The sequence below is a fragment of the Edaphobacter sp. genome (assembly GCF_028283685.1).
Taxonomy (GTDB): domain Bacteria; phylum Acidobacteriota; class Terriglobia; order Terriglobales; family Acidobacteriaceae; genus Edaphobacter.
Map to the genome: position 1 here is coordinate 379,702 of NZ_JAPWKF010000010.1, position 24,704 is coordinate 404,405.

Here is a 24,704-nt window from a genome sequence, read left to right on the forward strand (position 1 = left end):
CGTTCGATTTTTTCCGTCAACCCTGCTACGCTAAACGCATGAAGGTCAATCGCGACATGGTGGCCCGCGCCGGCCTCAGCCTGCTCAACGACGCAGGTCTCGAGCAGCTCACTCTCCGTCAGCTCGGCAAGGAGCTCGACGTACAGGCCGCCACCATCTACTGGCACTTCAAGAGCAAGCAGGAGCTGCTGGACGAGATGGCCACCCTCCTCCTGGCCGAAGCCGCGCCGCACCTCGTCCCGGCGCGGGCCTCCGCCGCATGGACCGCCTGGGCGCAGCACTTCGGCAATGGCCTGCGCTCGGCATTGCTGGCCTGCCGCGACGGCGCGCGCATGGTCTCAGGCACGCGGCTCACCAACACCGTCTACATGAAGACCAGCGAACGCATCGCCGCCCGCTTCGTCGAAGAGGGCTTCACCGTGCGCCAGGCCATCGTGCTGCTCAGCACCATCTACAACTACACCGTCAGCTTCGTCGAAGAAGAACAGGCCGTCTTCCCGCGCCCCGGCGAACGCTCGCCGCAGTACGACATCGCCCAGCGCAACGCCCATCTCCCGGCCGACGAGTTCCCCCTCCTCCGCCAGGCCGGAGCCATCCTCTTCGACCGCTTCGACCGCCGCTACAAGGAAGGCCTCGACCTCATCCTGCGTGGCGCCAAGCCCTGAAGCCAACGCTGATACCAACCACCAATCTCTGCATCGTCATTCCGCAACTCAACAAAGCTCTTCTTGTTGCCATTCCGCACCCATGAGGCCCTCCCTTGGTTGTCATCCCGACCGAAGGCGAAGCCGCAGTGGAGAGACCTGCTTTTCGGCCCCTGCCGTGCCAGTGCTACAGAAAGCACCCCACAAACTACCGCACCGGAGCCGACGCAACCCCCACAAACGAGTCCGCGCATCCGTAGTACATCCACCACTTCCCCTGGAACAGCACCAGCCCCTCGGCAAACGTCGTTCCCGCCGCATACTGCCCGCTCTGCTCAAAGGGCCGCTCCGGCCTGAACACCGGCTCGCTCGTACGATCCACCAGCTTCGCCGGATTCTTCGCATCGAACAGAGCCTCCTGCACGCTGTACGCCCCGGCAGCCAGTGACGTATCGCGTGTCTCGCTGTCCGCGTTCTTCGCGTTGTACAGCAGCACCACGCCTCGCTCCGTCAGCACCGCCGGCGGCCCGGTCTCGGGAAACCCGCTATCCGACTTACCCGCCCGCGCCTCCAGCAATACCACCGGCTTGCCGTCACCATCCTCCACCGGCGTCCAGTGAATCAGATCCTCCGACGTCGCCACGCCGACATGAATCTCGCCCCAGTACATCCAGTACCTGCCGTCGATCTTCGCCGCGACGATCTTCTTTCCTACGCGCCGCGTCACGATCCCCGCTGACTTGTACTTCAGCGCGTCGTACTTCCCACCCTTTGCCCCGGCAAACGCAGGACCATGCTTGGTCCAGTGTTCGAGATCCTTCGACGTCGCGATCCCCACCGTGTACGCCTGCCGCTTGCGCGACCACTGCGTGTACGTCAACACATACGTGCCGTCCTCCGTCTCCACCACGCGAGGGTCCTCTACCCCGCCCGGCTGCTCGCGCTCCGCCTGCGCATCCTTGTCCGGGTAAAAGACCGGCTCCGGCCTCCGCTCGAAGTGCACCCCATCTCCGCTCACCGCCAGCCCCAGCCGCGAGACATGCATCCCGATCTGCATCGCGCCCGAATCATCCTCCGCGCGATACAGCACGTAAATCTTCCCTCCCCGCACCACCGCCGCCGGATTGAACGTGTGCAGCGCCTCCCAGTGAACCGGCGCTCCGCTCACCGGGTCGTGGAAGACCGAATCCTTCTTCGGAGCAATCACCGGCCCATCCGAAGCCCGCACCCACGGCCCGATCACCCAATCCTGCTGTGCCTGCGCCGCCAGCGTCCCCACCCCCAGCACAAGACCCACCGCCACCAAGCCAATCCGTCCCAGCATCGCCACTCCTCCCAACGCGCGCATCAAGGCACGCCCTACCAAAGGCTTACAAGACCGCTGCCCATCATAAGGGAAGCCGCACACACCCCGCAGCGTCTGCCGAACCAGCAGATCGCATCGATCGAAGCCGCGCAACAAGCCACGTCGCACCCCGCAATACGCAGTCGCGCTTCGTCACGTCTCTCCGCACGAGATCTTCGCTCGACGGCGACGTCAAGTTTCCCCGTACCCATCAGCTTTGTCGCTGCCTTCCCCGCAACCCCACCATCGGGTCTGCCCACACCGCTCCCGCCTCCGTACAATCAACCTCATGCCGGAGCCGCAACCCATCGCAGCCAGCGGCCACGTCGCCGCGCTCCCCGCAGCCGACCTCGACCGCGCCGCCGAGATCTTCCTCGCCGTGCGACCGCGCCTCTTCGGCATCGCCTATCGCATGCTCGGCTCCGCCGCCGAGGCCGAAGACCTGGTGCAGGAGGTCTGGCTCCGCTGGCAGGCCACCGACCGCACCGTCGTCCTTGATCCGCCCGCCTTCCTCGCCACCACCGCCGTACACCTCGCCATCAACGCCCTCAACTCCGCGCGCACCCGCCGCGAGAGCTACATCGGCCCCTGGCTCCCCGAGCCCATCGACCTCTCCGCCGACCCCTCCCTCGGCGCCGAACGCAACGAAGCCCTCTCGCTCGCCATCCTCCTTCTGCTCGAAAAACTCACCCCCACCGAGCGCGCCGCCTACGTCCTGCGCGAGGCCTTCGACTACGCCTACAACCGCATCGCCGAGATCCTCTCTCTCACCGAGGCCAACACTCGCCAGCTCGTCAGCCGCGCCCGCAAACACATCGCCGACTCGCGCCGCACCAACGCCGCTATCGGCGATGCAGCCCACCAGCGCCTGCTCGCCGCCTTCATCCACGCCGCGCAGACAGGCGACCAGGCCGCGCTCGAATCTCTCTTCGCCGCCGACGTTGTCTCCATCGCCGATAGCGGAGGCATCGTCACCGCCGCCCGCGTCCCGCTCTTCGGGCGCGAACGCGTCGCCAGGGCGCTCGCCGCCATCGCCGCCAAGCTCTGGCGCGACGTCACCTTCTCCACCATCGTGGCCAACGGACGGCCCTCCATGCTGATCACCAGCGAAGGCCAGCCCTTCGCCGTCGTCGACATCCAGACAGGCGAGCATGGCATCTCGCAGATGCTCTGGGTCATGAACCCCGCCAAACTCACATCGATCACCCCCACCAAATAGCCCTTAGCTTTACCTTCCCGCCACGCGAAGCAAAATCATCCCAGCCACCGAACCGGGTGCCCCATTCATGGCGCAAAGCGACATGAGTGGGTTCCTTCGAGCACAGCTCAACCCCCTCGCTTACGCCACGGCTTCAGCCCCACCGCAAACTCCCAGCATGAGATCCGCAGCTTCAGCTTCTGAAGATATCGCCATCCAGCCACCGATATTGTCATCCCGACCGAAGCATCGCTCCGCGATGCGCAGTGGAGGGACCTGCTTCTCGACCACAGCCAGCCTCGCCAGCCTCGCGAAGCAAAATCATCCCAGCCACCAGGCCTCCGGGGCTAAAGCCCCTTTCCCTCCCCACATCCCACGGCACGGATAAAAAATCCCTCCCCTCTGTCACAAATCAACCCACCATCCTGTCTTTGCTGGTAACAAACGCGAGTCAAGGAGTAGCTCCATGAAGAAGATTCTGCTGACCCTCCTGCTGGCAGCCCCGCTCATCGCGCAGCCGCCCACCAGGGTCACCCCGCTCGGCACCCGTGAACTCCCCGACCTCCCCGGCAAGGAGGTCCTCATGCTCTCCGTCGAGTACCCTCCCGGCGGCGCCGACCCCATCCACCGCCACGACGCCCATGCCTTCCTCTACGTCGTCGAGGGCACCATCGTCATGGGCGTCAAGGGCGGCAAGCCCGTCACCCTCCACCCCGGCGACACCTTCTACGAAGGCCCCAACGACATCCACACCATCGGTCGCAACGCCAGCACCACCAGGCCCGCGAAGTTCATCGTCTTCCTGCTCAAGAACAAGGGAGCCGAAGCCCTGATCCCCGTCAACTAACCACCAACACCACTCACCGAGAAGCAACGAAAGGAAGCACACCATGAAGATCGTCATCATCGGCGGCACCGGCCTCATCGGCAAGAAGCTCACCAGCATCCTCTCCGCCGCAGGACACGAAGCCATCCCCGCCTCGCCCTCCTCCGGCGTCAACACCCTCACCGGCGAAGGCCTCGCCGCGGCATTCACCGGGGCCGACGTCGTCGTCGACGTCTCCAACTCCCCATCCTTCGCCCCCGACGAAGTAATGGCGTTCTTCTCGACCTCGGCCAACAACGTCGCCGCCGCCGAGAAGGCCGCAGGCGTCAAACACCACGTCGCCCTCTCTGTCGTCGGCACCAACCGCATGGACTCCGGCTATATGAAGGCGAAGATCGCGCAGGAGAAGATCATCGCCGGCTCCGGCATCCCCTACACCATCCTCCGCGCCACGCAGTTCTACGAGTTCCTCCCCGCCATCGGCGACTTCTCCACCGTCGACGGCGTCGTCCACCTCCCGCCGGTCCACATGCAGCCGCTCGCGGCAGCAGACGTCTCGGCCGAACTCGCCCGCATCGCCGAAGCCGCTCCCGTCAACGGTATCGTCGAGGTCGCAGGCCCGGAAAAACTCACCATCGCCGAGTTCGTGCAGCGCGCCCTCGCCGCGAAGAAGGACCCGCGCAAGATCGTCGCCGACCCCGGCTCCACCTACTTCGGCGCCAGGGTCGACGACCAGCAAGATCGTTTATCTGGACTCAAAGCAAAACGATCATCAATGTCTGATCGAGCTCCTTGGACGTTACAAGAAGCCTGCCCATCTCTAAAAGTTCAGGAGAGTTGCCAAAGTCCCTTTCACGACGAGCCTCACAAAATCCCATTGCTGCAAATCTTTCGAAACCTGAGACATTGAGTGAACTGCGGCATTAATAGTTGAGACAGTAATCCATGTCCGTATCGGGTCAAGTCCCGGTACGGACTCTGTGCCCTTCGCTTGAATCTTCTGCGTGGCGCTCTGTGCCGGGCTCAAGAGATTCAGCCGCTCAAGGTTTTGATAGACCACGCCCCGTACTTGTGAGTCCTCTCGATGAAGCGCCATCAGGGCCTCCACGAGTTCGTCAACAAGCGCTGCTTTCTTCTGACGTTTAAGACGTGAACCTTCGAAAATCTTCCCGAACAGTTCGGTATCGTGCCGCATGAACACCAGCGATAGGTCGGCCAGGATCGCATCCTTGTTCGGGTAGTACTTGTACAGTGTTCCAATACTGATCCCTGTCTTCTTCGCGATGTGATTCGTTGACACTTCGCCGAACGGCTTTCGATTCAAAAGGTGAGTAGTTGCACTCAGTATGTCTTCTCGCGTTTGCCTGGAACGTGCCTGCTGTGGCGTCTTTCTTGGTTTTATTGTCTTCTTCATGCGTCCTCATTAAGCGATCTGAAAGCGAGTAGCAAAGGCGAGTTAATATTCGCTATTTTTCATACAATTGAAGCATGAGCGCAGCGAGTGGCCCAGAGAAAACCGTCCGGCATTTTGATGTCCTTATTCAGGGAGCAGGCATCGGAGGGTTGACGTTAGCCATTGCTCTGCAGCAGCGGGGCTACAAGATTCAGATTGTCGAACGGGCATCCAGACTCGCAGAGATAGGCGCTGGTATCTGGATGGCAGCAAATCCCATGCAGGTATTTGCTCGCCTGGGCATCGCGGAGAAGGTGATCGAAGCGGGATGGGCTGTAAGACTGCTGCGCCTTCAAGACTCAAGATCAGGTGATATTCAAACGACAAATATGTCACAGATCGCAACGAAGTATGGCTTTGAGACCATCGCGCTTCATCGAGGCGTCTTACAAAAACTGCTCTTCGAACAGATCGATGAAGACACTGTTCGCTTCGATTGCGAGATCAGGGAGTTTACTCAAAATGGTGATCAGGTCTACGTGAAACTATCCGATGGCTCTTCCTGCACTGCTGCACTTGTTGTAGGGGCAGATGGATTCAACTCCCAGGTTCGCCGGATGGCTGAGCTTGGCGGTGAGAAGAGATACTCGGGGTCATCTTCGTATCGTGCCATAGCTCGTGGGGCTCGTGTTTTGCCCGACGATGCGAAGCATGAGGCTTATGAGATTTGGGCTAAGGGGTGTCGCGTCGGATTCTCGATGATTAATGCCGACGACTACTACTGGTATATGACCTTCGATGCTCCAGCCGGAGGGGTTTCGTCGGCGTCCGAAATGCGAAGCCATGCGGAGACCTTGTTCGGCACGTACTTTCCGCAGTGGGTGGGTTTGCTGCAAAGTACTGGGGCAAAAGACATTTTGAGGACCGACATCAGCGATTTAAAACCTCTCACGCAGTGGTCTTCAGGACGTATTGGGCTGATTGGCGATGCAGCTCACGCGACCACTCCAAACCTCGGACAAGGCGGAGCAATGGCCGTTGAAGATGCTCTGACTCTCGCAGACACTTGCGTGAAAATTGGCCTCCATGAAATGACATGGCAACGCTTTGAACAACTCCGACGAGAGAAGGTGGATTGGACGGTAGCCACATCGTGGTCCATCGGGAAAATTTGCCATCTCCACAATCCGGTCCTCCGCGCTCTCCGCAATATCGCGCTGAAAGTCACGCCGGAAAGCGTTACTCAGAAGCAGGTTCAGAAGATCTACAGTCTCGACTCAAATCCTGATTGATCTGAATAGATCACTTCTCGACATACGAATCCCAAGACTCTTTGCGATTTCGCGCACTTTCCCCGCCCCAATGACCAGAAGACCTCAACAGTGCTGAACCGTTAATGTTCGCTTGCAAGTCGGAAGTTTTTTCGACCAGTTTCTCTCTTCATCCTCACTGTCAGCACGACACAACTTGCCTTGGGACAAGACGACATTGCGCAGCGCTCAAGCAGAAATATCGCATCGCCGAAATCACCCGGTCTCCGACCACTGAAAGAATCAAGGGCGGCTCGCAAGCCGCCCTCCCACCTCAGTGTCCGCTCAGGAAGTCGTTCAGCTTTACCGCAGCCTCATAGTCGTTCGGCCCCACACCATTGCGCAGCGGCCCGACCCTGCCGGTCAGCACCTCGTTCACATCCGTGCCCAGCACCTCGACCGTCTCCGCGATGAACTCCTTCAGCGGCATCGCCCGCGGATCGGCCGCCTGCTGCGCTCCCATCAGCTCCGTCTGCACATACGGTGGAGCGATCTCCAGCACCTTCACGCTCGTCCCCTTCAGCAGGTAGCGCTGCGACAGCGACAGCGAGTGCAGCGCCGCCTTCGTCGCCGAGTACACCGCCGTCAGCGCCAGCGGCGTAAACGCCAGCCCCGACGTCACGTTGATCACGTACGCCTGCGGCTGCTGCTTCAGGTGCTCGATCAGCGCCGAGGTCATCCGCACCGGGCCCAGCAGGTTCGTCGTTACCGTCGACACGATCACCGCATCGTCCACCACACCCTGCAATCCATCCGGCTTCATAATGCCGGCATTGTTGATCAGTACATTCAGCGACGGATACTTCTTCACCAGCTCCTCGCCGACCAGCGCAACGCTCTTCGGGTCTTCGATGTTCAGCTCCACGAACTCCATCCCGGGGTTCGCCTTCGTCACCTCTTCCAGCACATGCGTGCGCCGGCCCGAGATGATCACCTTGTTGCCCTTCGCATGCAGCGCCTCGGCCAATGCCCTGCCAATGCCCGATCCGCCGCCCGTAATAAAGATCGTGTTTCCTGAAAGATTCATCGTTCGTCTCCGTTTCCAACCAACATCTATCAGATACCCCAGCGCTCTCCAGCGCATGACAGGATCGTTTCAATCTCTTGCACAATCCTGCCATTCGTGCGCCGATCCGGCACCCGGCCGCTTGCCTTCCTTCCTCTCCGCTGCCACAGTGTCATCATGGATACCCCCGGCGCCCCACGCTCGTCCAACACCATCAGCGAGCCCCGCTCTTTCCATGAGCCGCACCCGCTGCATGCGCTATGCTCTCTCGCCTCCCGCTACGGCACCCGCGAAGGTTTTACTCCCGCTGCCTTCACCTCCGACACGCTTCCCGGCATCCGTTTCACCACCACCCCCTCCGCAGGCGACCCGGTCTGCGCCGTCGAAGGTCCCGCCTTCGCCGTTGTGCTCCAGGGGGCCAAACGAACCGTCGTCGGGCCGTCCAGTTATCGTTACTCCGCCGGGCAATACCTTGTCCTCTCGCTCGAGCTCCCCATCACCGCCACCGCGGTCGACGCCTCGCCGCAGCAGCCCCTGCTCAGCTTCGGCATGCGCCTGCGCGCTGCCCACATCGCCTCGCTCCTGCTGGAGATGCCCGCCACGCCACCGAATTCCAAGATCGTATCCAGCAGCGCCTCAAGCCCGGAGTCCGGCCAAGCCTCCTCCGGCGTCGCCGTCAGCGATGCCGGGCCCGATCTGCTCGACGCCGTCCTGCGCCTCGTCCAGCTCATCGACCGCCCGTCCGACATCCCCATCCTCGCTCCCATGATCGAACGCGAGATTCTCTGGCGCCTGCTCACCGGTCCCCAGGGCGCGCTCATCCGCCAGATCGGCCTCGCCGACAGCCGCCTCTCCCAGATCAGCCGCTCCGTCAGCTGGATTCGCCACAACTACAACAAGTCCTTCCGCACCGAAGACCTCGCCCAGCTCTCCGGCATGAGCGTCTCCACCTTCCACCGCAACTTCCGCACCGTCACCGCCATGACGCCGCTCGAGTACCAGAAGCAGATCCGCCTGCAGGAGGCACGCACCCGCCTTCTAGCCGACCCGCGCGACATCGCGGCCATTGGATTTGCCGTAGGCTACGACAGCCCCTCGCAGTTCAGCCGCGAGTACCGCCGCCTCTTCGGCGACTCCCCCGGCCGCGACGCGCAGCGCCTGCACGCGCAGCCCGCAATCGTCTAGCCGCACCACAAAACAAATCCCCCTCCCTCGCACCGCGAAGAAGGGGGACCACCTGCAAGCATCTGCAGCGATCGGCGGTTACGCCGTAAGCCTCTCCTTCACCAGCTCCATCGCCTTCGCGCCGGCAGCGACAAACGCCTTCACCGTCGCCGGGTCCTGCTCCGCCTTCGCATCCCAGTTGATCGTGATGCAGAAGTACACCCAGCGATCGCCGACCAGCATCCCGCCCGGCAGGCACACCGCGTGGAAGCCCGAAACATCGATGCTTCCGCCTTTCACAAAGCAGCTGCCACCCAACGGCATCGGCAGCTTCCAGATCGCATCGCCCATCGACAGGATCTGCCTGAACTGCAGCAGCGTCTCCTTGTGTTCGAAGAACTTGCCCGCCAGCGCGCGCGAGTAGTAGCTCACCAGGTCATCCGCCGAAGCCGCCAGCGTCTGCACCGTGTTCATCGGCGAGTTCACCATCGGCGCATTCGCCGCCGCCATAATGTCGTCCCACGTAAACGTCTCGTAGTTCTTCGCGCCCAGCAGGTAGCCGAAGAACACCCGCGTGCTGTCCGGGATCAGCGTATTCTTCAGCCCGATCGACGAGATGAACGAGCGCACCTTGTCCGGCCCCGCTGCCTTCAGACACATGTCCGTACCCGTGTTGTCGCTGTGCAGAATCATCGCCTCCAGCGCCGTCCGCTGCGAGACCTTGCCGATCAGGTTCGGCGGATTGAACGTCGCGCTGTCCAGCGACCACACGCTCGCATCCAGGTCCAGCTGCCGTGCAGCGATCTTCGCGCTCGCATCCGGCCCATCCACCTGACGCAGCGTCTCGCACAGCACAAACGTCTTGAACGCGCTGCCGACGAACATCCTCTTCGCCGCGTTCTGCTCCACCACAAACTCCGGCCTGCCATCCGCCGCGGGCGCATGAATCTTGATGCCGACCTCGCCGGGCAGCCCTTTGAACAACGCCAGAATCGCCTCGGACGAGACATCGCTCTTCGCCGTCCCCTGCGCTCCAGCCGTCGCTACAACTCCGCCAAGCGCCGCCGCCATTCCACCAACAAACCCTCGCCGTGTCTGTGTCATCGCTCTCCTCACATCATCACCAGCATGTCATTTCGACCGAAGCGGCGCAGCCGCGCAGTGGAAAAACCTGCTGTTCGACCAATCCCCATCCCTCACGGCAAGGCCCGAATCACCACATTCTTCAACGTAGAATCCTCAAACTCAGTACGCTCCCCCGCCTTCTTCCCTGCCACCGGATCCAACCGCACCGCCAGCGGCTTGTTCCACTTGTAGGCCAGCGTCGCCACATCGCGGAACATCCACTCCATCTGTTCCACCGTCACATCCCCCGGCAGCGGCACCGTGTCCAGCCCCGTCGCGCAGACCGACGAGTACGCCAGCAGCGCATCCACCGTGTACGTGCCCTCATCCCACCGTTCGGACATCACGTTGTCTTCCATCACCGGCAGCATCAGTCCCGCATAGCCCGTCTGCTTCACCGGAATCGCCTTCACCGCCGTCGTAATCACCCGCGCCGCCGTCATCGTTCCCCTCGAACCGAACTTCGCCCCGGTAAACGACTCCATCGCCGCCGCAATCGACACATCGCCCATCGGCGCCGGTGTCGCATCCAGGCCCACGTAACTCCATCCCGTCGCCTTCGCCACCTCGTTGCCGATCCTCTCCGCCACCAGCGCATGCGTCGTCAGCGCAGCCGTCAGATCTTTGATCGCGAGATCGACGTTGCCCTTATCCTTCGCCAGCACGTCCTGCGCCACGTTCGCGCTCTCATACCCGATGCCGAACTGCCCGCCCGCGCCCGTGTGATACGACGCCGGAAAGAACGGCCCCATCGGCTTCACCATCGCCGCACCGGCAAAGTTCAGCGTCCCTTCGCTGCGCTGGCTGTGCTCGGACACATACTTCACCAGCTCCGCCGAGCGGCGAATCGTCTTCCAGTGAATCCCTTCCTTCTCATCCGCGATGATCGCGCTCGCCCGCAGGCGCGGCAGCGTCGACAGCACCCGCTCCAGCAGGTGCATCGTCTTCATGTCGTCCGAATCATGCATCATCGCGGGACCGATGTTCGGCGCAAAGTGTTCCTTTCCCGCCAGAGCATCGAACGCGCCCAGAAACTTCAGCGCCTCGTCCTCGCTCATGCCCTGCACCAGCTCCGCCAGCGGTTGCGTGGTCATGCGGACCGTCTCGACCTCATATCCCGCGGCCTCGAACTCCGCCTTCGCCTTGCGCACGACAGCCAGGGCGTCGGCCACCTGCTTCTCGTAGTGCTCACGATCCAGCCGTACAAACGCCGTGATCGCCCGCACCCTTGGCTTCGCGCCCGGAGCCAGCTTCGCTCCCGGCTGTCCCGCCGACGTTCCAACGCCAAGACACAACACCAGCAGCAACGCGGCCACACCACGCATCAACGCACACCCCGCAAAGAGAGTTGGAGGAGTCGAGTCTACCAAAGCCTCGCGTCGCTGCTTCCAGGCAGCTCGAACGCACCCGTCGCACTCATTGTTTTTTTCGAAGAAAAAGAAGAAAGCCGCACCGGAGAGCACAGCACTGAAAAATCAGCGCAGGCCAGCCCGCTAAGCTCCCAGCGGCTGCGCATCCAGCGTCAGCACCGACGACATCAGGCGATCCACCGACACTACGCCCATGCACTCGCCGTCGTTGCCCACCACCACAATCGGGTCGAACCGCTGCGGCGAGGGCCGCCCCAGCGCGCGATACAGCACCTGCCGCGGCGAGCTCGCCACCTGCGACTTCATAAAGCTCTCCACCAGCCGCACCCCCAGCAGAGGATGCCGCTCCAGCATGCGCTGCGGACGCTTGAACCGGTCCAGCACTACCGCCACCGTATGCTCTGTCTCGTAGCGCAGCAGGTCGTCCGCCGCCTTCACGCTCAGGCACAGACCGCACGACATCAGGTGCGGCTCCAGCGTCTTCTCGCGGTTCATCCGGCTGTGCCGCGAAAGTTCCCCGGCCACCTGCGCGCTCAACCCCAGCAGCTCCAGCTCCGGCCGCGCCAGCAGAAACCCCTGCGCCAGCGGCACGCCCGTGCGGATCAGCTCTTCCAGCTCCTGCACAATCTCCACGCCCTCGGCGATCACCCAGGCATCCAGACGATCCGCCGCCGCCACCATCATCTCGATCATCGTCGACTTCGCGCGGTCCAGATGGCAGTTCTTCACAAAGTGCCGGTTCAGCTTGATAAAGTCCGGCCGCAGCTCCAGGATGTGCTGCAGACTCGCATATCCCGCGCCCGCATCGTCCACCGCCACCAGCCCGCCCATCGACCGCACCTGCGCCGACCGCTCCCGGATCGCCTCGTAGCTCGAGATCGAGGTCTCTTCCGTAATCTCGATCACCATGCCCGCCAGGTCGCGTTCGTTCGCCACCAGCTGCTCCCACAGATCGCTCAGCAGGTAGTCCGGCCCCAGGTTCATCGTCAGGAAGCTGCCCTGCGGCAGGCGCGAACGCTGCTGCAGCACCAGCTTGCACACCATGTGCTCCAGCTCCATGCGGCGGCCTACACGTCCCGCGCGCTGAAAGAACACATCCGGTGCGGTATTCAATTCTTTAGGAAAGCGCGTCAGCGCCTCGTAGCCCGTCACCAGGCCGCGGCGCAGATCGACGATCGGCTGGAAGTAGATCTCCGGGACAAGATCACCGGAAAGCACCCTCTCCAGCTGCCCGGGAAACTCCGGACCGCCGTCAGCCTGCGGGAGAAATCCGCTGTCGATCAACACGTCAATGGTCTTGGTTTTCGTCACGTCGTTGGGACATACCCCGAACACTGGTGATTGCAACTACAACGCCAATATCCGCAAAGATACAGAGCGCATCGCGCTCCGTTACGATCAGGAGTCCGTTCCACACCCAGGTTCATCGTCAACGCATCCACTCAACAGGCTTTGCTCGGTATGCCTTCATCGCTCTTCCCTGGAACGGTCCTGGCGGCCTCTTCCCGTCTGACTCACGTCTCTGCTTGTCCGTTCGGGTCCAGTACAGCGATCGTCTGTAACTCTCTTGGATCTTTTTCGTGCTGAACTACCGTTATAGCCGCCTTCCGGTTACAAACCCAATCCCACTATCAGGGGATAGTCCCCCTGCGCTCAGCGCCATCCGCCCACACACTTCGCTAAAATGATCGCCATCACTCACTTGCCCTAAACGGTGCCCATGCCAGAACCCACCCCGCCCCACAGCCTGCGCCGTCACCAGGCCATCAGGCCCATACCGGAAGACCCTCACCCCCGCAGTCTGCGTGGCCATCAGGCCATCACCCTCTCGCTGCTCTTTCTCGCGGGCATCGTCAACTTCCTCGACCGCTCCTCGCTCTCCATCGCCAACACCACCGTCCGCCAGGAGATGCACCTCTCCGCCACCCAGATGGGCTGGCTCCTCTCCGCCTTCTCCTTTGCCTACGGCTTCGCCCAGCTCCCCCTCATCGGCCTGCTCGACCGCGTCGGCACCCGCTGGGTCCTCGGCGTCGGGCTCACCCTCTGGTCCGCCGCCCAGATGCTCACCGGCCTCGTCCGCACCCTGCCCATCTTCCTCACCCTCCGCGTCCTGCTCGGCATCGGCGAAGCTCCCTTCTACCCCTCCGGCATCCGCTCCACCCGAGAGTGGTTCTCCCAATCCACCCGCGGACGAGCCACCGCCGTCATGAGCTCCTCCCAGACCATCGGCCTCTCCTTCGCCCCACCGGTCCTCACAGCTCTCATGCTCGCCCTCGGCTGGCGAGCCATGTTCGTCGTCCTCGGAGCCTCCGGCCTCCTCGTCGCCGCCCTCTGGATCGTCCTCCACCGCGCCCGCCAGGACACCCCCTACGCCGAAGCAACAGAAGAAGCTACGAATCCCTCCCCGTCCCACCAGGAACGAACCGTCATCCCGGCCGAAGGCGCAGCCGAAGCGGAGGGACCTGCTTTCCGACCACAATCGCCCCTAAGCCACGCGAAGCAAAACGCCCCCCACGAACCAGCCTGGCGCGTCCTCCTCCGCCAGCCCGCCGTCTGGGGCATGATGTTCGGCTGGGGAGGCGTCAACTACACCGTCTGGCTCTACCTCGCCTGGCTGCCCGCCTACCTGGAGGAGCAGCGCCACCTCCCCCTCGCCACCTCCGGCTGGGTCGCCGCCCTGCCCTACCTCGCCGGAGCCTGCGGCATGCTCTCCAGCGGCTTCGTCTCCGACGCCCTCGCCGCCCGCGGTCAGCAGCTCACCACCATCCACCGCCGCAACCTCGTCCTCGGCATGATCGCCTCCGCCGCCGGAACCTTCTTCGTCGCGCACTCCGCCACCACCGCCCAGGCCGTCGCCGGAACCAGCGCCGCACTCTTCTTCATCCACTTCGCCGGAACCTCCGGCTGGGGATACGTGCAGGCCATCAGCCCGCTGCGTTACGTCGCCTCCCTGGGCGCGCTGCAGAACTTCTTCAGCTTCATGATCGCCTCCATCGCCCCGGTCCTTACCGGCTGGCTGCTCGACCGCACCCACTCCTTCACCCTCGCCCTGGGCCTCTGCAGCGCCATCACCCTCCTCGGCGCCCTCAGCTACGCCACCCTCGCCTCCCCCAAAGGCATGCACCTCGATCCCGCCTGAAACGAAAAGGGCTGGCATCGCAAATCGCGCGACACCAACCCATCCCGAAGAGGGCCAGCCCATCGGCCTGGACTTCGCCATTACATCGAGCTCACATTCATCGTGCTGACCTCAACCACAACTCCTCCCGGCGCGTTGCAGTAGAAGCCATACGTTGGCGGGCCTCCGCGCTGCAGCTTGGACGGCTGTGGAGCCTCGTATCTCCTCTCCGACAGGCTGACGTGAACCTCGTCCACCTCGGAAGACGTCGGCTGCAGAAAGCCCACGTGAAACATCCCCGGATAGCCGTGCTCCGGCGTCATCCTCTTGTCATGCATCAGCGTCAGCACAAAGCCGTCCGTGTTGCGCATGACGGCCATCTTCCCGGCCCGCTCTTCCAAAACGGCGAAGCCAAAGACGGAGCGAAAGAACTCGGTGAGACCCGGAACATCGTAGGTTGTAAGGTTGGTGTGATTAAGCGTTGCCATGCGCGATCTCCTTCAATAAAGAAAGTTCTGTCGCGTGGCTGCTAGGCCGAACCGAGAACCAGCGCGACAGGTCGCAGTGCCGCAGCACTGCTGCTATCGCCGTGGGTCCCTTTTCCATCCTTCCTTCAATGGAACTGACATGACTGCGGACATTGCATCCGCAGCGAGCCGGGCTTACCGATCCGGCTCCGCGTTTTTCGGCATCTATGGGATGATCGGACAACACACGCAGTCGCAGAAAAGTTCTGCTTCGTTTTACGCAACGGCGATGCCCGGCTCCTGCAACTGCTATAGTCTTCTCGATTATCCAGAAAGGTTCAGACACCATGGATCGCAGAACGTTTCTCACAGGCGGTGCAGCCGCCTCGGCTCTCCTCGCCGGTTCACGCTATCTGCCCGCCGACCCCCTCGGACTTCCCATCGGCTGCCAGACCTATCCCGTGCGCAAGACCATCAACACCGACTTTGCCGGAACAATGAAAGGCCTCCACGCCGCCGGCTTCACCCAGATCGAGCTCTGCTCGCCCTTCGGCTACACCGACTTCTCCAGCCTGCAGCAATACAAGCCGCAACAGCTGCGCCGCATGCTCAACGACTGGGGCATCGGCTGCATCTCCGCGCACTGGGCGCCCACCGAGCTGTTTGAAAAGGCCGATGCAAGCATCGCCTACGCAAAGGAATTCGGCATGACGCAGATGGCCGTCGCCGCGCTTGGCCCCTTCCAGCCCACGGGCGCCGAGACCGTCGACGACGTGAAGCGTTACGTCGAGCCCTTCAACGCCTTCGCCGAAAAAGCCCATGCCGCCGGCATCACCGCCTTGTTGCACAACGAAGGCTTCGTCTCCGCGCACATCGACGGCAAGCCCGTCTACGACATGATGATCGCCGAGCTGAACCCCGACACCACGCGCCTGCAGTTTCAGGTCTCCACCCTGCAGCTGGGCTACGACCCGGTGACGTACTTCCAGAAGTATCCCGGCCGCTTCCTCTCCATGCACTGCCAGGACTGGGTCAAAGACCCGTCTACCAAAACAGGCTTCCGCCAGGTCCCTCTGGGCAAAGGCCTCGTCGACTGGAAGGCCGTCTTCACCGCCGCGAAGACCGGCGGCGTGAAGAACTACTTCGTCGAACTCGAAGAAGACCCCGCCCTGATGCCACCCAGCGTGCCGTATCTCAAGTCGCTGACCGTCTGAAGTCCGAACTAGAAGACCGTTCTTCACTCCCCTTCTTCCGTCTTCAAAAGGTCGACGCCTCAGTAACAACGTCTCAACTTCCGGCAAACGCGTTTATCAGGACTGGCGTGTAACTTTGCGAGAAATTATTTGCCGAAGTGAATCTGTATCGTCATGGCAACCATCTGTATGCGATGAGCAGAGAGGTTCCACGGCAACAGGCACCCGGCATTTATCGCAAGCAAATCGGGGATGTCATCCTTACAACCCTTGTCGACGGATCAGAGACCTTCTCTTTTGACATATTTAGCCAGAGCATCAGCACGGAAGACGCGCGAGGTTTACTGGTTGCTGCGAATCTTCCTCCAACGCCAAGCATGCCGGTCAACGCGTATCTGCTACAGAGCGAAGCGCAGACCATCCTCATCGATACAGGTGATGCGAACTGCATGGGGTCAGGGGGACGATTGCAGGAAGCCCTTGCCGCCGCACAGGTGGAAGCTTCTGACATCGATGCTGTGCTTCTGACTCACGCTCATCCCGATCACGTAGGTGGCTTGGTCGATCTAACTGGTTCGCGACTCTTCCCAAACGCAGAGCTGATTCTGCACATCGACGAACTACGGTTTTGGCAAGACGCGCAAAATTTCGTCGGAGCTCCTCATCTGAACGAGGTACGATCCCTGGCCTGCAAGGTGTTTGACGCCTATCAGACCTCGATTCGGACGGCGACAGATGGCGAGGTGCGCCCTGGTATTGCCCTGCAGCATCTCCCGGGACATACGCCCGGGCATAGCGGTTATTGGATCGAATCAGGAGAGCATCGTGCACTGATATGGGGGGATATTGTTCACTGGCCTGATATCCAGATTCCCCGCCCAGATGTGACACTGACGTTCGATTTCAACCCAGCCCAGATGGTACAGACGCGTAAGCTTCTCCTCCAGCAGGTAACGGATAACCGTATTCTCGTTGGTGGCATGCATTTGAACTTTCCCGGCTTCATCCGCGTTCATCGCAATGATGGTGGCTACCAGGTCCAGGAAGAGCGATGGCTGCCGGATATGCTTCCGGTTTTATAGAAAACACTCCTTGACCTTCCATGACTCCCGATTAGGTCGGCTTATAAGGAAGTGAGCTCCTCATAAAACGGCAAACAAAAGCGGCGGCCCCGGAAAGAGACCACCGCCAATCTTGTTATGCTTGCGTCGAAGAAGGCGCTTATCGCCCTCCGCGAAGGAGCGCGAAGCCTAGCCGATGTCTTCGGACCAGTTCTCCAGATAGCTCTTGAAGTCGGTCATGAACTTGCCCGCGTCCGCGCCGTCGACGACGCGATGATCGAAGCCCAGCGTAAACCGCTGGATCGTGCGGATCGCAATCGACTCGTTGCCTTCCTTGTCCGTCAGGACCAGCGGCTCTTTGTTCATGCCGCCGATGCCCAGGATGGCGACCTGCGGCTGGTTGATGATCGGCGTGCCGAACTGCTCGCCGAAGATACCCGAGTTGGTCAGCGTAAACGTGCCACCCGAGATCTCATCGGGAGCAAGCTTCTTGCCGCGGGCGCGCTCCGCAATATCCACGATGCCGCGCGCGATGCCGAGGAAGTTCTTCTCCTCGCACTGCTTGATCACCGGAACGATCAGGCCCCAGTCCAGCGCGACGGCAATACCGACGTTGATGTTCTTGTTGTACTGGATCGCGTCGCCCTTCACCGCCGAGTTGACGATGGGGTGCTTGCGCAGCGCGACGACCGCAGCACGCGTGATGAACGGCATGTAGGTCAGCTTCACGCCGTTGCGCTGCTCGTACTTGTTCTTTTCCTTCTCGCGCAGCTTCACGATGCGGGTCATATCGACCTTGAACACCGTATGCACATGCGGCGAGGTGCGCTTCGACTCCACCATGCGCTGCGCAATGATCGAACGCATCTTCGTCATCGGTACCAGCTCGCCCGGCAGCGGTGCTGCGGCAGCAGGTGCAGCGGCCTTCGGTGCAGCAGCAGCAGGTGCAGCCGCCGGAGCAGAAGGTGCAGCAGCAACGGGAGCAGGCTTTGCGCCGCCCGCCATGTGGCCCATGATGTCGTCCTTCGTGATGCGTCCGGCAGAACCGGTTCCCGCAACCTGCGACAGGTCGACATTGTTCTCGCTGGCAATCTTGCGGACCAGCGGCGACGTCCGTCCGCGATCGCCCGCCGAAGCCGACGCAGCAACAGCCGGGGCGGCAGCAGGTGCAGCAGCAGCAACAGGTGCAGCCTTCGCCGGTGCAGCCGCGGCAGCCTTGCCCGCGCCTCCGCCGATCACCGCAACCACCGTGTTGATGCCCACGGTCTTGCCCTCTTCCACCTTGATCTCGGTCAGCGTACCGGCAGCAGGCGAAGGAATCTCCGCATCTACCTTGTCCGTGCTGATCTCGAAGATCGGCTCATCGCGCTGAACGCTGTCGCCAACCTTCTTCAACCACTTCGTGATCGTGCCCTCGGTGATCGACTCGCCCATCTGCGGCATCAGCACCTCGGTGCCCGCACCGGCAGCCTCAGCCGGCGCAGCAGCAGCAGGCGCCGCGGAAGCAGCAGGCGCCGCCGCGGAAGCCGACCCAGCCGTACCGATCACCGCGACGATCGAGTTCACGCCAACCGTCGCACCCTCCTGCACCTTGATCTCGAGCAGCGTACCGGCAGCAGGCGAAGGAATCTCCGCATCTACCTTGTCGGTCGAAATCTCGAAGATCGGCTCATCGCGCTGAACGCTGTCGCCAACCTTCTTCAGCCACTTCGTAATCGTGCCCTCGGTGATCGACTCACCCATCTGCGGCATCAGCACCTCGGTGCTCGCGCCCGCCGAAGCCGTCGGCGCGGCAGCTGCCTCGGCAGCAGGAGCCACCGAATCCGCCGCAGGAGCGGCAGCCGTCTCCGCCTTAGCAGGAGCAGCAGCCGAAGCGCCGTTCGCACCATCAATCACGGCCACCACGGTGTTCACGCCAACCGTCGCACCCTCCGCAATCTTGATCTCCTTCAGCACACCGGCCTCGGGCGAAGGAATCTCGGCGTCCACCTTGTCGGTCGAGATCTCAAACAGCGGCTCATCGCGCTCCACCGATTCACCCGGCTTCTTCAGCCACTTGGTGATCGTTCCCTCGGTGATGGACTCACCCATCTGCGGCATCAGTACGTCTGTCGGCATGCGTATCTCCCTGAAACGATTACGGGCGGGGCTTAAGCAACACTCCGTCCTGCCCGGCAAAAGCCGGGCATACGAATCGGATTATACGAGGATTTCAACAGCCCTGGCGCGTATCCGGTGCGGTTAGCGACCGCAATGTCCTTTTAGCGCGCAGATCGCACCGTCGTTGATGACAAGGCGGTTAACGCCGCACCACCCGCGGTGCAAATGCCGGTCTCCATCCCACAACCATCGCCGCCGTCCCCCTGTGACTCCCAACCGGGACAAGCGAGATAACGCGGATAACATCAAGACCAACGGCGGCAGAAACGCGCGTCATGCAGGATGGCACCCGGACCAATCGCATCGGCCCGCTATAGTTTGGACTGTGACGACAGCGCTCTCCGCATACCCGGCCATCTGGCTCCCCATCTGGCGCCAGAAGAGTAAGAAAGAGAAGGCGCTGACCTTGGCGCTCGCGTTCGGCTTCGCACTCGCCGCCATGTGGCTGCTTGCCGCGCTCACCCTCGTCGGCCTGCGCTGGATCGACCCTCCCTCCACCGCCGTCCACGTCCAGCGACGCGTGCAGTCCTGGTTCAGCCCCAGGCCATACGATCTGCGCTACCGCTTCGTCCCGCTCACGCAGATCTCGCCCGACCTCCAGCACGCCGTCGTCGCCGCCGAAGACGGACGCTTCTACCAGCACCACGGCTTCGACTGGCAACAGATCAGGATCGCCGCCGAAGAAGACCGCGAAGGCGAGCGCATCCGCGGCGCCTCCACCCTGACGCAGCAGCTGGTCAAGAACCTCTTCTTCGGCACCGGCCGCTCCGTGTTGCGCAAGGCAGCCGAAGCCTCGCTCGTCCCCGTCGCCGAACTGGTGCTCGGTAAGCGCCGCATCCTCGAGCTCTACCTCAACGTCGTCGAGTGGGGCCCCGGCGTCTACGGAGCCGAAGCCGCCTGCCAGTACTACGACCGCGTCCCCGCCCGCCGCATCAGCCGCCCGCAGGCCGCCCGCCTCGCCGCCATCCTGCCCGCACCACTGCGCCGCCGCCCCGAACGCATGAACAGCTACAGCAACATCATCCTCAGACGCATGGCCCAGATGGGTTGGTGACAGGCTCCAGCCACCGGCCATCGTGTACCATCACTCACGGAAGCAATGCATCACCTGACACGCACCGCGCCCCTTATCCTGCTCGCACTCGCTGCCGCCCTCCACGCGCAGACCGCAACATACAAGCCCGGCGCCTTTCCCACCTTCACCTTCTCCGAGCTCGTCACCCTCTCCAGCTCCGCACCACTGCCTGAAGACCTCGACGCCAGGCTCGGCAACGTCCTCCACTCCGTCGTGCTCGACAACTCCGCCTCCCGCACCGCAACGCCTCTCCAGCTCCCCACGCTCGGGCCTGCCATCCGCGCCGCCGAGTGGAACATCGAGCGCGGCGAAAACTTCGACTGGGTCGTTCTCGCCCTCAAGGGAGACAAGACCTTTCGCTCCCGCCTCGCCAAAGACAATCCCGCCCTCAGCGCCGACGACCTCGACAAGGCCACCCAGGAGGAGGCCCAGCTTAGCCAGGCCTCCATCCTCATCCTCAACGAGGTCGACCTCGGCATGCTCCGCAGCGGTTATCGCGACGTCGCCCGCGAGCTTGCGTCCCAGCTTCAGATGAACTTCGTCTACGCCCCCGAGTTCGTCGAGGTCGATCCCCTCAAGCTCGGCACCGAGCAGCTCACCTCCTCCGACACCGGCGGCGACGAGCAGCTTCGCACCGACCTCGAAACCCAGCTCAAGGCAGACCCCGCCCGCTACAAGGGCCTCCACGGCTCCGCCATCCTCAGCCGCTATCCCATCTCGAACGTCCACGTCGTTCGCCTGCCCGTCTGCTACGACTGGTTCGGCAAAGAGATCGACAGCGTCTCCAAAATCGAGCAGGGCAAGCGCTTCGCCTCCGACAAAATCTTCCTCGAAAAGATCGAGCGCGAGATCCGTCGCGGCGGCCGCATCGCCATCATCGCCGACCTCTCCATCCCCGATGTCCCCGGCGGCAAGGTCACCATCGTCAACGCGCATCTTGAAAACAAGTGCCCGCCCGCCTGCCGCCTGCGCCAGATGCGCTCCATCTTCGACGCCATCAAGCAGACCCCATACCCCGTCATCTTCTCCGGCGACCTCAACACTACGGGATCCGACGCCGCCAAGCTCTCCCTCGGCTACATCCTCAAATCCAAGGCCACCGACTATCGCTTCTGGGCCGGACAGGCCGTCCGCATGGGAACTCCCCTCCCGTCGCTCTTCGCCCTCAACTACTTCAAGAACTTCAGCGACCCCACCGCCTTCGACATCAAGATTCTCGCCAACAACAAGGAAGCCGCCCTCTTCTCCACCACCCAGAAGTTCCGCTTCACCGACCATGGCAGGTTCGACTTCCGCGGCGACCGCAAATTCACCGTCAACGACACCTCCAGGCGCCTCGCCAACAGCAACCAGCGCGCCCGCAAAGGCTTCGTCTACACCTTCGCCCTGCCCCGCGACTTCAAGGGGTTTTATGGACGCTTCAAGCTCGATTGGTTCTTCGTCAAACCCCTCTACAGAGGCCGCACCGACACCGGCACCCTCGCGCCCGTCTTTCCCCGCACCATGGTCACGCTCAACAACGCACCTGCCCAGCAGATCTCCGACCACTCCCCCATCACCGTCGACCTGCCGCTGCACTCGCCGCGCGCCCGCAAGTAGCCACTCACCGGCGCGCAGCAAACGCACAGGGCCTCGTTACACCGCCACAGCCTCGCGCGGCCGCGCCAACGCCTCGGCCTGCACAAACAGTGGCGGCTCATCCGCGCTCGGCCCCCAGCTTGCAGGCACAGGAAGATTCATCAGCCGCAGGTACACGCTGAACTGACCGCGATGCTGATAGCAGTGGCTCAGCATCACGTCGCGCAGAAACTGCTGTCTCGGCTGACGCAGAACCTCCTTCTCGCCCGCCAGCAGACGCCACGGAGCATTCATCGCTGCATCGCTGAACCGCGGCAGCAGCTCCTTCACGGTCGCCACGCTCGCCTCCAGCGCCCGCATCACCTCGTCACAACTCGTCGGCTGCGCAAACTCTCCGAAGTCCGGCACCTGCTGCTCATCCTTCTCGATGGCATGCACCACCCGCCCCGGCACCGTCGCCAGATGCAGCGCCAGCTGTCCCGCCGTCATCGACCGCTCATGCGGCCTCCACGTCAGCCGCTCCTCCGGCAAACGCTCCAGAAATCGCCGCGTCACCGCTGCCTGTGCTTCAAACTCATACAACAACGAAGTTGCTATCGACATACACCATCTCCTTCACGTAACGATGTCTTACGTTCCATTGCCATACCGCGTTTGTTTTCCATTCCCGAGCAATTGCATTTGTCATTTCGCAGCAAACGGATCAGCTTGCTGACTGGTGCAGGAAGCGGGGGAATCTGCTGTTGCAAACTGAATCGCTGCCGCCACACCCAAACGTCTACTTCGCCGCCTCCGCCTTCCGCTTCACCTTGTCGTGGATGTAGCTCCAGCCGGTATGCACGCCCTTCTTGTGCTCCGCCTCAAACAGCCCGATGCCCGAGTGGCGGAACTTGATCATCGTCCCTCCCTCCACTTCGCTCAGCCGGTACTGCACATTGTTCGCCGCCGCATACGACATAAACAGCGGCCCCGCCATCTCCAGCAGCACTGGACGGTTGATCGCCTGCACGTTGCCCCACCAGTGGCCGTTCTCCTCGCCCAGGTCGCGATACCACCGGCCGCCCGGCCACGGCTCCAGTACCAACGGCATCGGTGTGCCGTCCGGCTTCACATTTGCCTCGCCCAACTGTTCCAGCAGCGCCTCGAACGTCGTCTCCAGCGGCGCCTCCACGTAGATCTCCTGCGTCAGCGTCAACGTCAGGTCTTCGATACCGTTTGCCATTGCCAGCATGTGTTCCTCCTCATCCCTATCTATTCGTTGTCAGTCCACTACTTCTTCTTCGCATCCCGCTCCGCTGCACGCGCCATTCCCTCCGCGCGCTCCTTCACACGCAGCAGCTGATGGCTCCAGTAGCGTTCAAACGTCGAGGCCCAGTCGTGCAGCGGCCGAATCCCCTCCGCACGCGTCCGGTAATACTTGTGCCGGCCATCCCGCCGCACCCTCACCAGCCCCACATCCCGCAGCACTCGCAGATGCTTCGAGACCGAAGGCTGATCCAGCTGCAGCTCATCGACCACATCCGTCACCGGACGCTCCCGGTCCAGCAGAAACAAAAGAATCTCCCGCCGCCGCGGCTCCGCCACAGCGTTGAAGACATCAGAGGTTGTTGCAGCCCTTGCCATACCGAAGATTTATATATGCCGATAAAGGAATATGTAAATGCCGTTCGTCACAAACTCCTTCAAACGCAAATCACCAGTCAATAAGGCAGCCGCAAAGCGGGCGCAGATTCACCGATCGATTCTTATTCACTGATCGCCGAAAGAACTGTCCTTCGACCGAAACGCCGCAGCCACACAGTGGGGAAACCTGCTTTCCGACCACAGGTGCATCTCAGCCCCATCGCAAAGCACCAACCGTGCCACCTGAAGAAACGGCTGAAGCGACTCACACGCCAGCCGCGATCAAGCCTGCGCTGCAGAAGCCAACAGCTCATCCACCGAATCGCACGCCAACATCTGCCGCTCGAAGATCCTTCCGAAGTTTCGCGCCGTCGCATTGATCGCATTGCGCATCGTCGGCTGCCGAGCCGCATCATCTGTCGCCTGCGCCTCCAGCTCCAGCGAGGTCACCGCACGGTCCGTGATTCCGCACGGCACAATCAGATCGAAGTCGCGCAGGTCCGTCGTCACATTCAGCGCGAAGCCATGCGACGTCACCCCCTGTGAGACATGAATCCCCATCGCGCAAAGCTTCTTCTCGTTCGCAGGATTTGGCGTCGACCCGCTGGCAATGGTCCAGACCCCCGTGCGCCCCGCAATCCGCTGCCCCGGCACGCCGAAGTCGTAACACACCCGGATCATCACCTCTTCCAGCATGCGCATGAAGTCCACCGGCCCCAGGTGCGGCCCCTTCTTGCCCGGCAGATCGCCGCGCAGATCCACGATGGGATATCCCACCAGCTGCCCCGGCCCGTGATACGTCACATCCCCGCCACGATTGATCTCATGCAGCTCCACGCCACGCGCCGCCAGCAGCTCCTCGCTCACCAGCAGATTCTCCCGATGCGAGTTCCGCCCCAGCGTCAGCACCGGAGGATGCTCCAGCAACAACAACGTGTCGCCGATCAGCCCGGCCTTCCGCGCCTCCACCACGCGGCGCTGCGCCTCCAGCCCCTCGGCATACGAAACACGCCCCAGCTCCAGAAGATGGATGTACCCTTCGCTCACG

The 24,704-nt window shown here is 62.3% G+C and carries 23 protein-coding genes; 11 read left to right on the top strand and 12 right to left on the bottom strand.

The window, feature by feature from the left end; genetic code table 11:
• Window positions 1-38 precede the first annotated feature (38 nt).
• Entirely contained in the window at window positions 39-665 is a 627-nt protein-coding gene (locus tag PW789_RS19695; protein WP_299380224.1) for a TetR/AcrR family transcriptional regulator C-terminal domain-containing protein, read from the top strand.
• 187 nt (window positions 666-852) lie between these two features.
• Here PW789_RS19695 and PW789_RS19700 read toward each other — a convergent pair whose 3' ends face one another.
• The gene (locus PW789_RS19700; protein ID WP_299380227.1) at window positions 853-1,992 is read right to left on the bottom strand and encodes a glycoside hydrolase family 130 protein; all 1,140 of its coding nucleotides are present in this window, start codon (window positions 1,990-1,992) and stop codon (window positions 853-855) included.
• 286 nt (window positions 1,993-2,278) lie between these two features.
• On the opposite strand from PW789_RS19700, the gene PW789_RS19705 reads away from it, so the two are divergent.
• The 3 genes from PW789_RS19705 to PW789_RS19715 all read left to right on the top strand — a co-directional run bounded on the left by PW789_RS19705 (window position 2,279) and on the right by PW789_RS19715 (window position 4,923).
• A complete protein-coding gene (locus tag PW789_RS19705; protein ID WP_299380229.1) occupies window positions 2,279-3,208 on the top strand; it encodes an RNA polymerase sigma-70 factor in 930 nt (309 codons plus the stop codon).
• A gap of 445 nt (window positions 3,209-3,653) precedes the next feature.
• Window positions 3,654-4,034: a cupin domain-containing protein gene (locus PW789_RS19710; RefSeq protein WP_299380232.1), complete on the top strand. Its 381-nt coding sequence runs from the start codon at window positions 3,654-3,656 to the stop codon at window positions 4,032-4,034.
• Window positions 4,035-4,077: 43 nt separating this feature from the next.
• Window positions 4,078-4,923, top strand: a complete 846-nt coding sequence (locus tag PW789_RS19715; RefSeq protein ID WP_299380235.1) for an SDR family oxidoreductase — start codon at window positions 4,078-4,080, stop codon at window positions 4,921-4,923.
• On the opposite strand, the gene PW789_RS19720 is transcribed toward PW789_RS19715, so the two are convergent.
• On the bottom strand, window positions 4,834-5,427 hold the full coding sequence (locus tag PW789_RS19720; RefSeq protein WP_299380238.1) for a TetR/AcrR family transcriptional regulator: 594 nt from the start codon (window positions 5,425-5,427) through the stop codon (window positions 4,834-4,836). The genes PW789_RS19715 and PW789_RS19720 overlap by 90 nt on opposite strands.
• A 74-nt stretch (window positions 5,428-5,501) precedes the next feature.
• On the opposite strand from PW789_RS19720, the gene PW789_RS19725 reads away from it, so the two are divergent.
• Window positions 5,502-6,698: an FAD-dependent monooxygenase gene (locus PW789_RS19725; RefSeq protein ID WP_299380242.1), complete on the top strand. Its 1,197-nt coding sequence runs from the start codon at window positions 5,502-5,504 to the stop codon at window positions 6,696-6,698.
• 292 nt (window positions 6,699-6,990) lie between these two features.
• Here PW789_RS19725 and PW789_RS19730 read toward each other — a convergent pair whose 3' ends face one another.
• Entirely contained in the window at window positions 6,991-7,743 is a 753-nt protein-coding gene (locus tag PW789_RS19730; protein WP_299380246.1) for an SDR family oxidoreductase, read from the bottom strand.
• A gap of 156 nt (window positions 7,744-7,899) precedes the next feature.
• Here PW789_RS19730 and PW789_RS19735 point away from each other — a divergent pair, with 156 nt between their 5' ends.
• Window positions 7,900-8,907: an AraC family transcriptional regulator gene (locus PW789_RS19735; protein WP_299380249.1), complete on the top strand. Its 1,008-nt coding sequence runs from the start codon at window positions 7,900-7,902 to the stop codon at window positions 8,905-8,907.
• Between the two features lie 78 nt (window positions 8,908-8,985).
• On the opposite strand, the gene PW789_RS19740 is transcribed toward PW789_RS19735, so the two are convergent.
• From PW789_RS19740 to PW789_RS19750, 3 genes are all read right to left on the bottom strand, one after another.
• Window positions 8,986-9,990 carry a serine hydrolase gene (locus PW789_RS19740; protein ID WP_299380251.1) on the bottom strand — a complete coding sequence of 335 codons (1,005 nt, stop codon included), beginning with the start codon at window positions 9,988-9,990 and terminating at the stop codon, window positions 8,986-8,988.
• A gap of 92 nt (window positions 9,991-10,082) precedes the next feature.
• Entirely contained in the window at window positions 10,083-11,336 is a 1,254-nt protein-coding gene (locus PW789_RS19745) for a DUF711 family protein (RefSeq protein WP_299380254.1), read from the bottom strand.
• A gap of 168 nt (window positions 11,337-11,504) precedes the next feature.
• Window positions 11,505-12,692 (bottom strand): EAL domain-containing protein, encoded by a 1,188-nt coding sequence (locus PW789_RS19750; protein ID WP_299380257.1) that lies wholly within the window; start codon window positions 12,690-12,692, stop codon window positions 11,505-11,507.
• Between the two features lie 409 nt (window positions 12,693-13,101).
• On the opposite strand from PW789_RS19750, the gene PW789_RS19755 reads away from it, so the two are divergent.
• Window positions 13,102-14,520 (top strand): MFS transporter, encoded by a 1,419-nt coding sequence (locus PW789_RS19755; RefSeq protein ID WP_299380260.1) that lies wholly within the window; start codon window positions 13,102-13,104, stop codon window positions 14,518-14,520.
• Between the two features lie 80 nt (window positions 14,521-14,600).
• On the opposite strand, the gene PW789_RS19760 is transcribed toward PW789_RS19755, so the two are convergent.
• Window positions 14,601-14,987 carry a VOC family protein gene (locus PW789_RS19760; RefSeq protein ID WP_299380263.1) on the bottom strand — a complete coding sequence of 129 codons (387 nt, stop codon included), beginning with the start codon at window positions 14,985-14,987 and terminating at the stop codon, window positions 14,601-14,603.
• Window positions 14,988-15,313: 326 nt separating this feature from the next.
• Here PW789_RS19760 and PW789_RS19765 point away from each other — a divergent pair, with 326 nt between their 5' ends.
• Window positions 15,314-16,180, top strand: coding sequence for a TIM barrel protein (locus PW789_RS19765; protein WP_299380266.1), 867 nt, complete (start codon window positions 15,314-15,316; stop codon window positions 16,178-16,180).
• A 137-nt stretch (window positions 16,181-16,317) separates the two neighbouring features.
• Window positions 16,318-17,241, top strand: a complete 924-nt coding sequence (locus PW789_RS19770) for an MBL fold metallo-hydrolase (protein ID WP_299380270.1) — start codon at window positions 16,318-16,320, stop codon at window positions 17,239-17,241.
• A 168-nt stretch (window positions 17,242-17,409) separates the two neighbouring features.
• Here the strand turns inward: PW789_RS19770 and PW789_RS19775 are convergent, their stop codons facing one another.
• On the bottom strand, window positions 17,410-19,338 hold the full coding sequence (locus tag PW789_RS19775; protein ID WP_299380273.1) for a 2-oxo acid dehydrogenase subunit E2: 1,929 nt from the start codon (window positions 19,336-19,338) through the stop codon (window positions 17,410-17,412).
• A 367-nt stretch (window positions 19,339-19,705) separates the two neighbouring features.
• On the opposite strand from PW789_RS19775, the gene mtgA reads away from it, so the two are divergent.
• A complete protein-coding gene (gene mtgA, locus PW789_RS19780; protein ID WP_299380276.1) occupies window positions 19,706-20,434 on the top strand; it encodes a monofunctional biosynthetic peptidoglycan transglycosylase in 729 nt (242 codons plus the stop codon).
• A gap of 45 nt (window positions 20,435-20,479) precedes the next feature.
• The gene (locus PW789_RS19785; RefSeq protein WP_299380278.1) at window positions 20,480-22,054 is read left to right on the top strand and encodes an endonuclease/exonuclease/phosphatase family protein; all 1,575 of its coding nucleotides are present in this window, start codon (window positions 20,480-20,482) and stop codon (window positions 22,052-22,054) included.
• A gap of 36 nt (window positions 22,055-22,090) precedes the next feature.
• Here PW789_RS19785 and PW789_RS19790 read toward each other — a convergent pair whose 3' ends face one another.
• The 4 genes from PW789_RS19790 to lipB all read right to left on the bottom strand — a co-directional run bounded on the left by PW789_RS19790 (window position 22,091) and on the right by lipB (window position 24,703).
• A complete protein-coding gene (locus PW789_RS19790; protein WP_299380281.1) occupies window positions 22,091-22,636 on the bottom strand; it encodes a DinB family protein in 546 nt (181 codons plus the stop codon).
• A gap of 175 nt (window positions 22,637-22,811) precedes the next feature.
• A complete protein-coding gene (locus tag PW789_RS19795) occupies window positions 22,812-23,264 on the bottom strand; it encodes an SRPBCC domain-containing protein (RefSeq protein ID WP_299380284.1) in 453 nt (150 codons plus the stop codon).
• Window positions 23,265-23,302: 38 nt separating this feature from the next.
• Window positions 23,303-23,656 (bottom strand): helix-turn-helix transcriptional regulator, encoded by a 354-nt coding sequence (locus PW789_RS19800; protein ID WP_299380286.1) that lies wholly within the window; start codon window positions 23,654-23,656, stop codon window positions 23,303-23,305.
• A 282-nt stretch (window positions 23,657-23,938) separates the two neighbouring features.
• Window positions 23,939-24,703, bottom strand: a complete 765-nt coding sequence (gene lipB / locus PW789_RS19805) for a lipoyl(octanoyl) transferase LipB (RefSeq protein ID WP_299380288.1) — start codon at window positions 24,701-24,703, stop codon at window positions 23,939-23,941.
• Window position 24,704 lies beyond the last annotated feature (1 nt).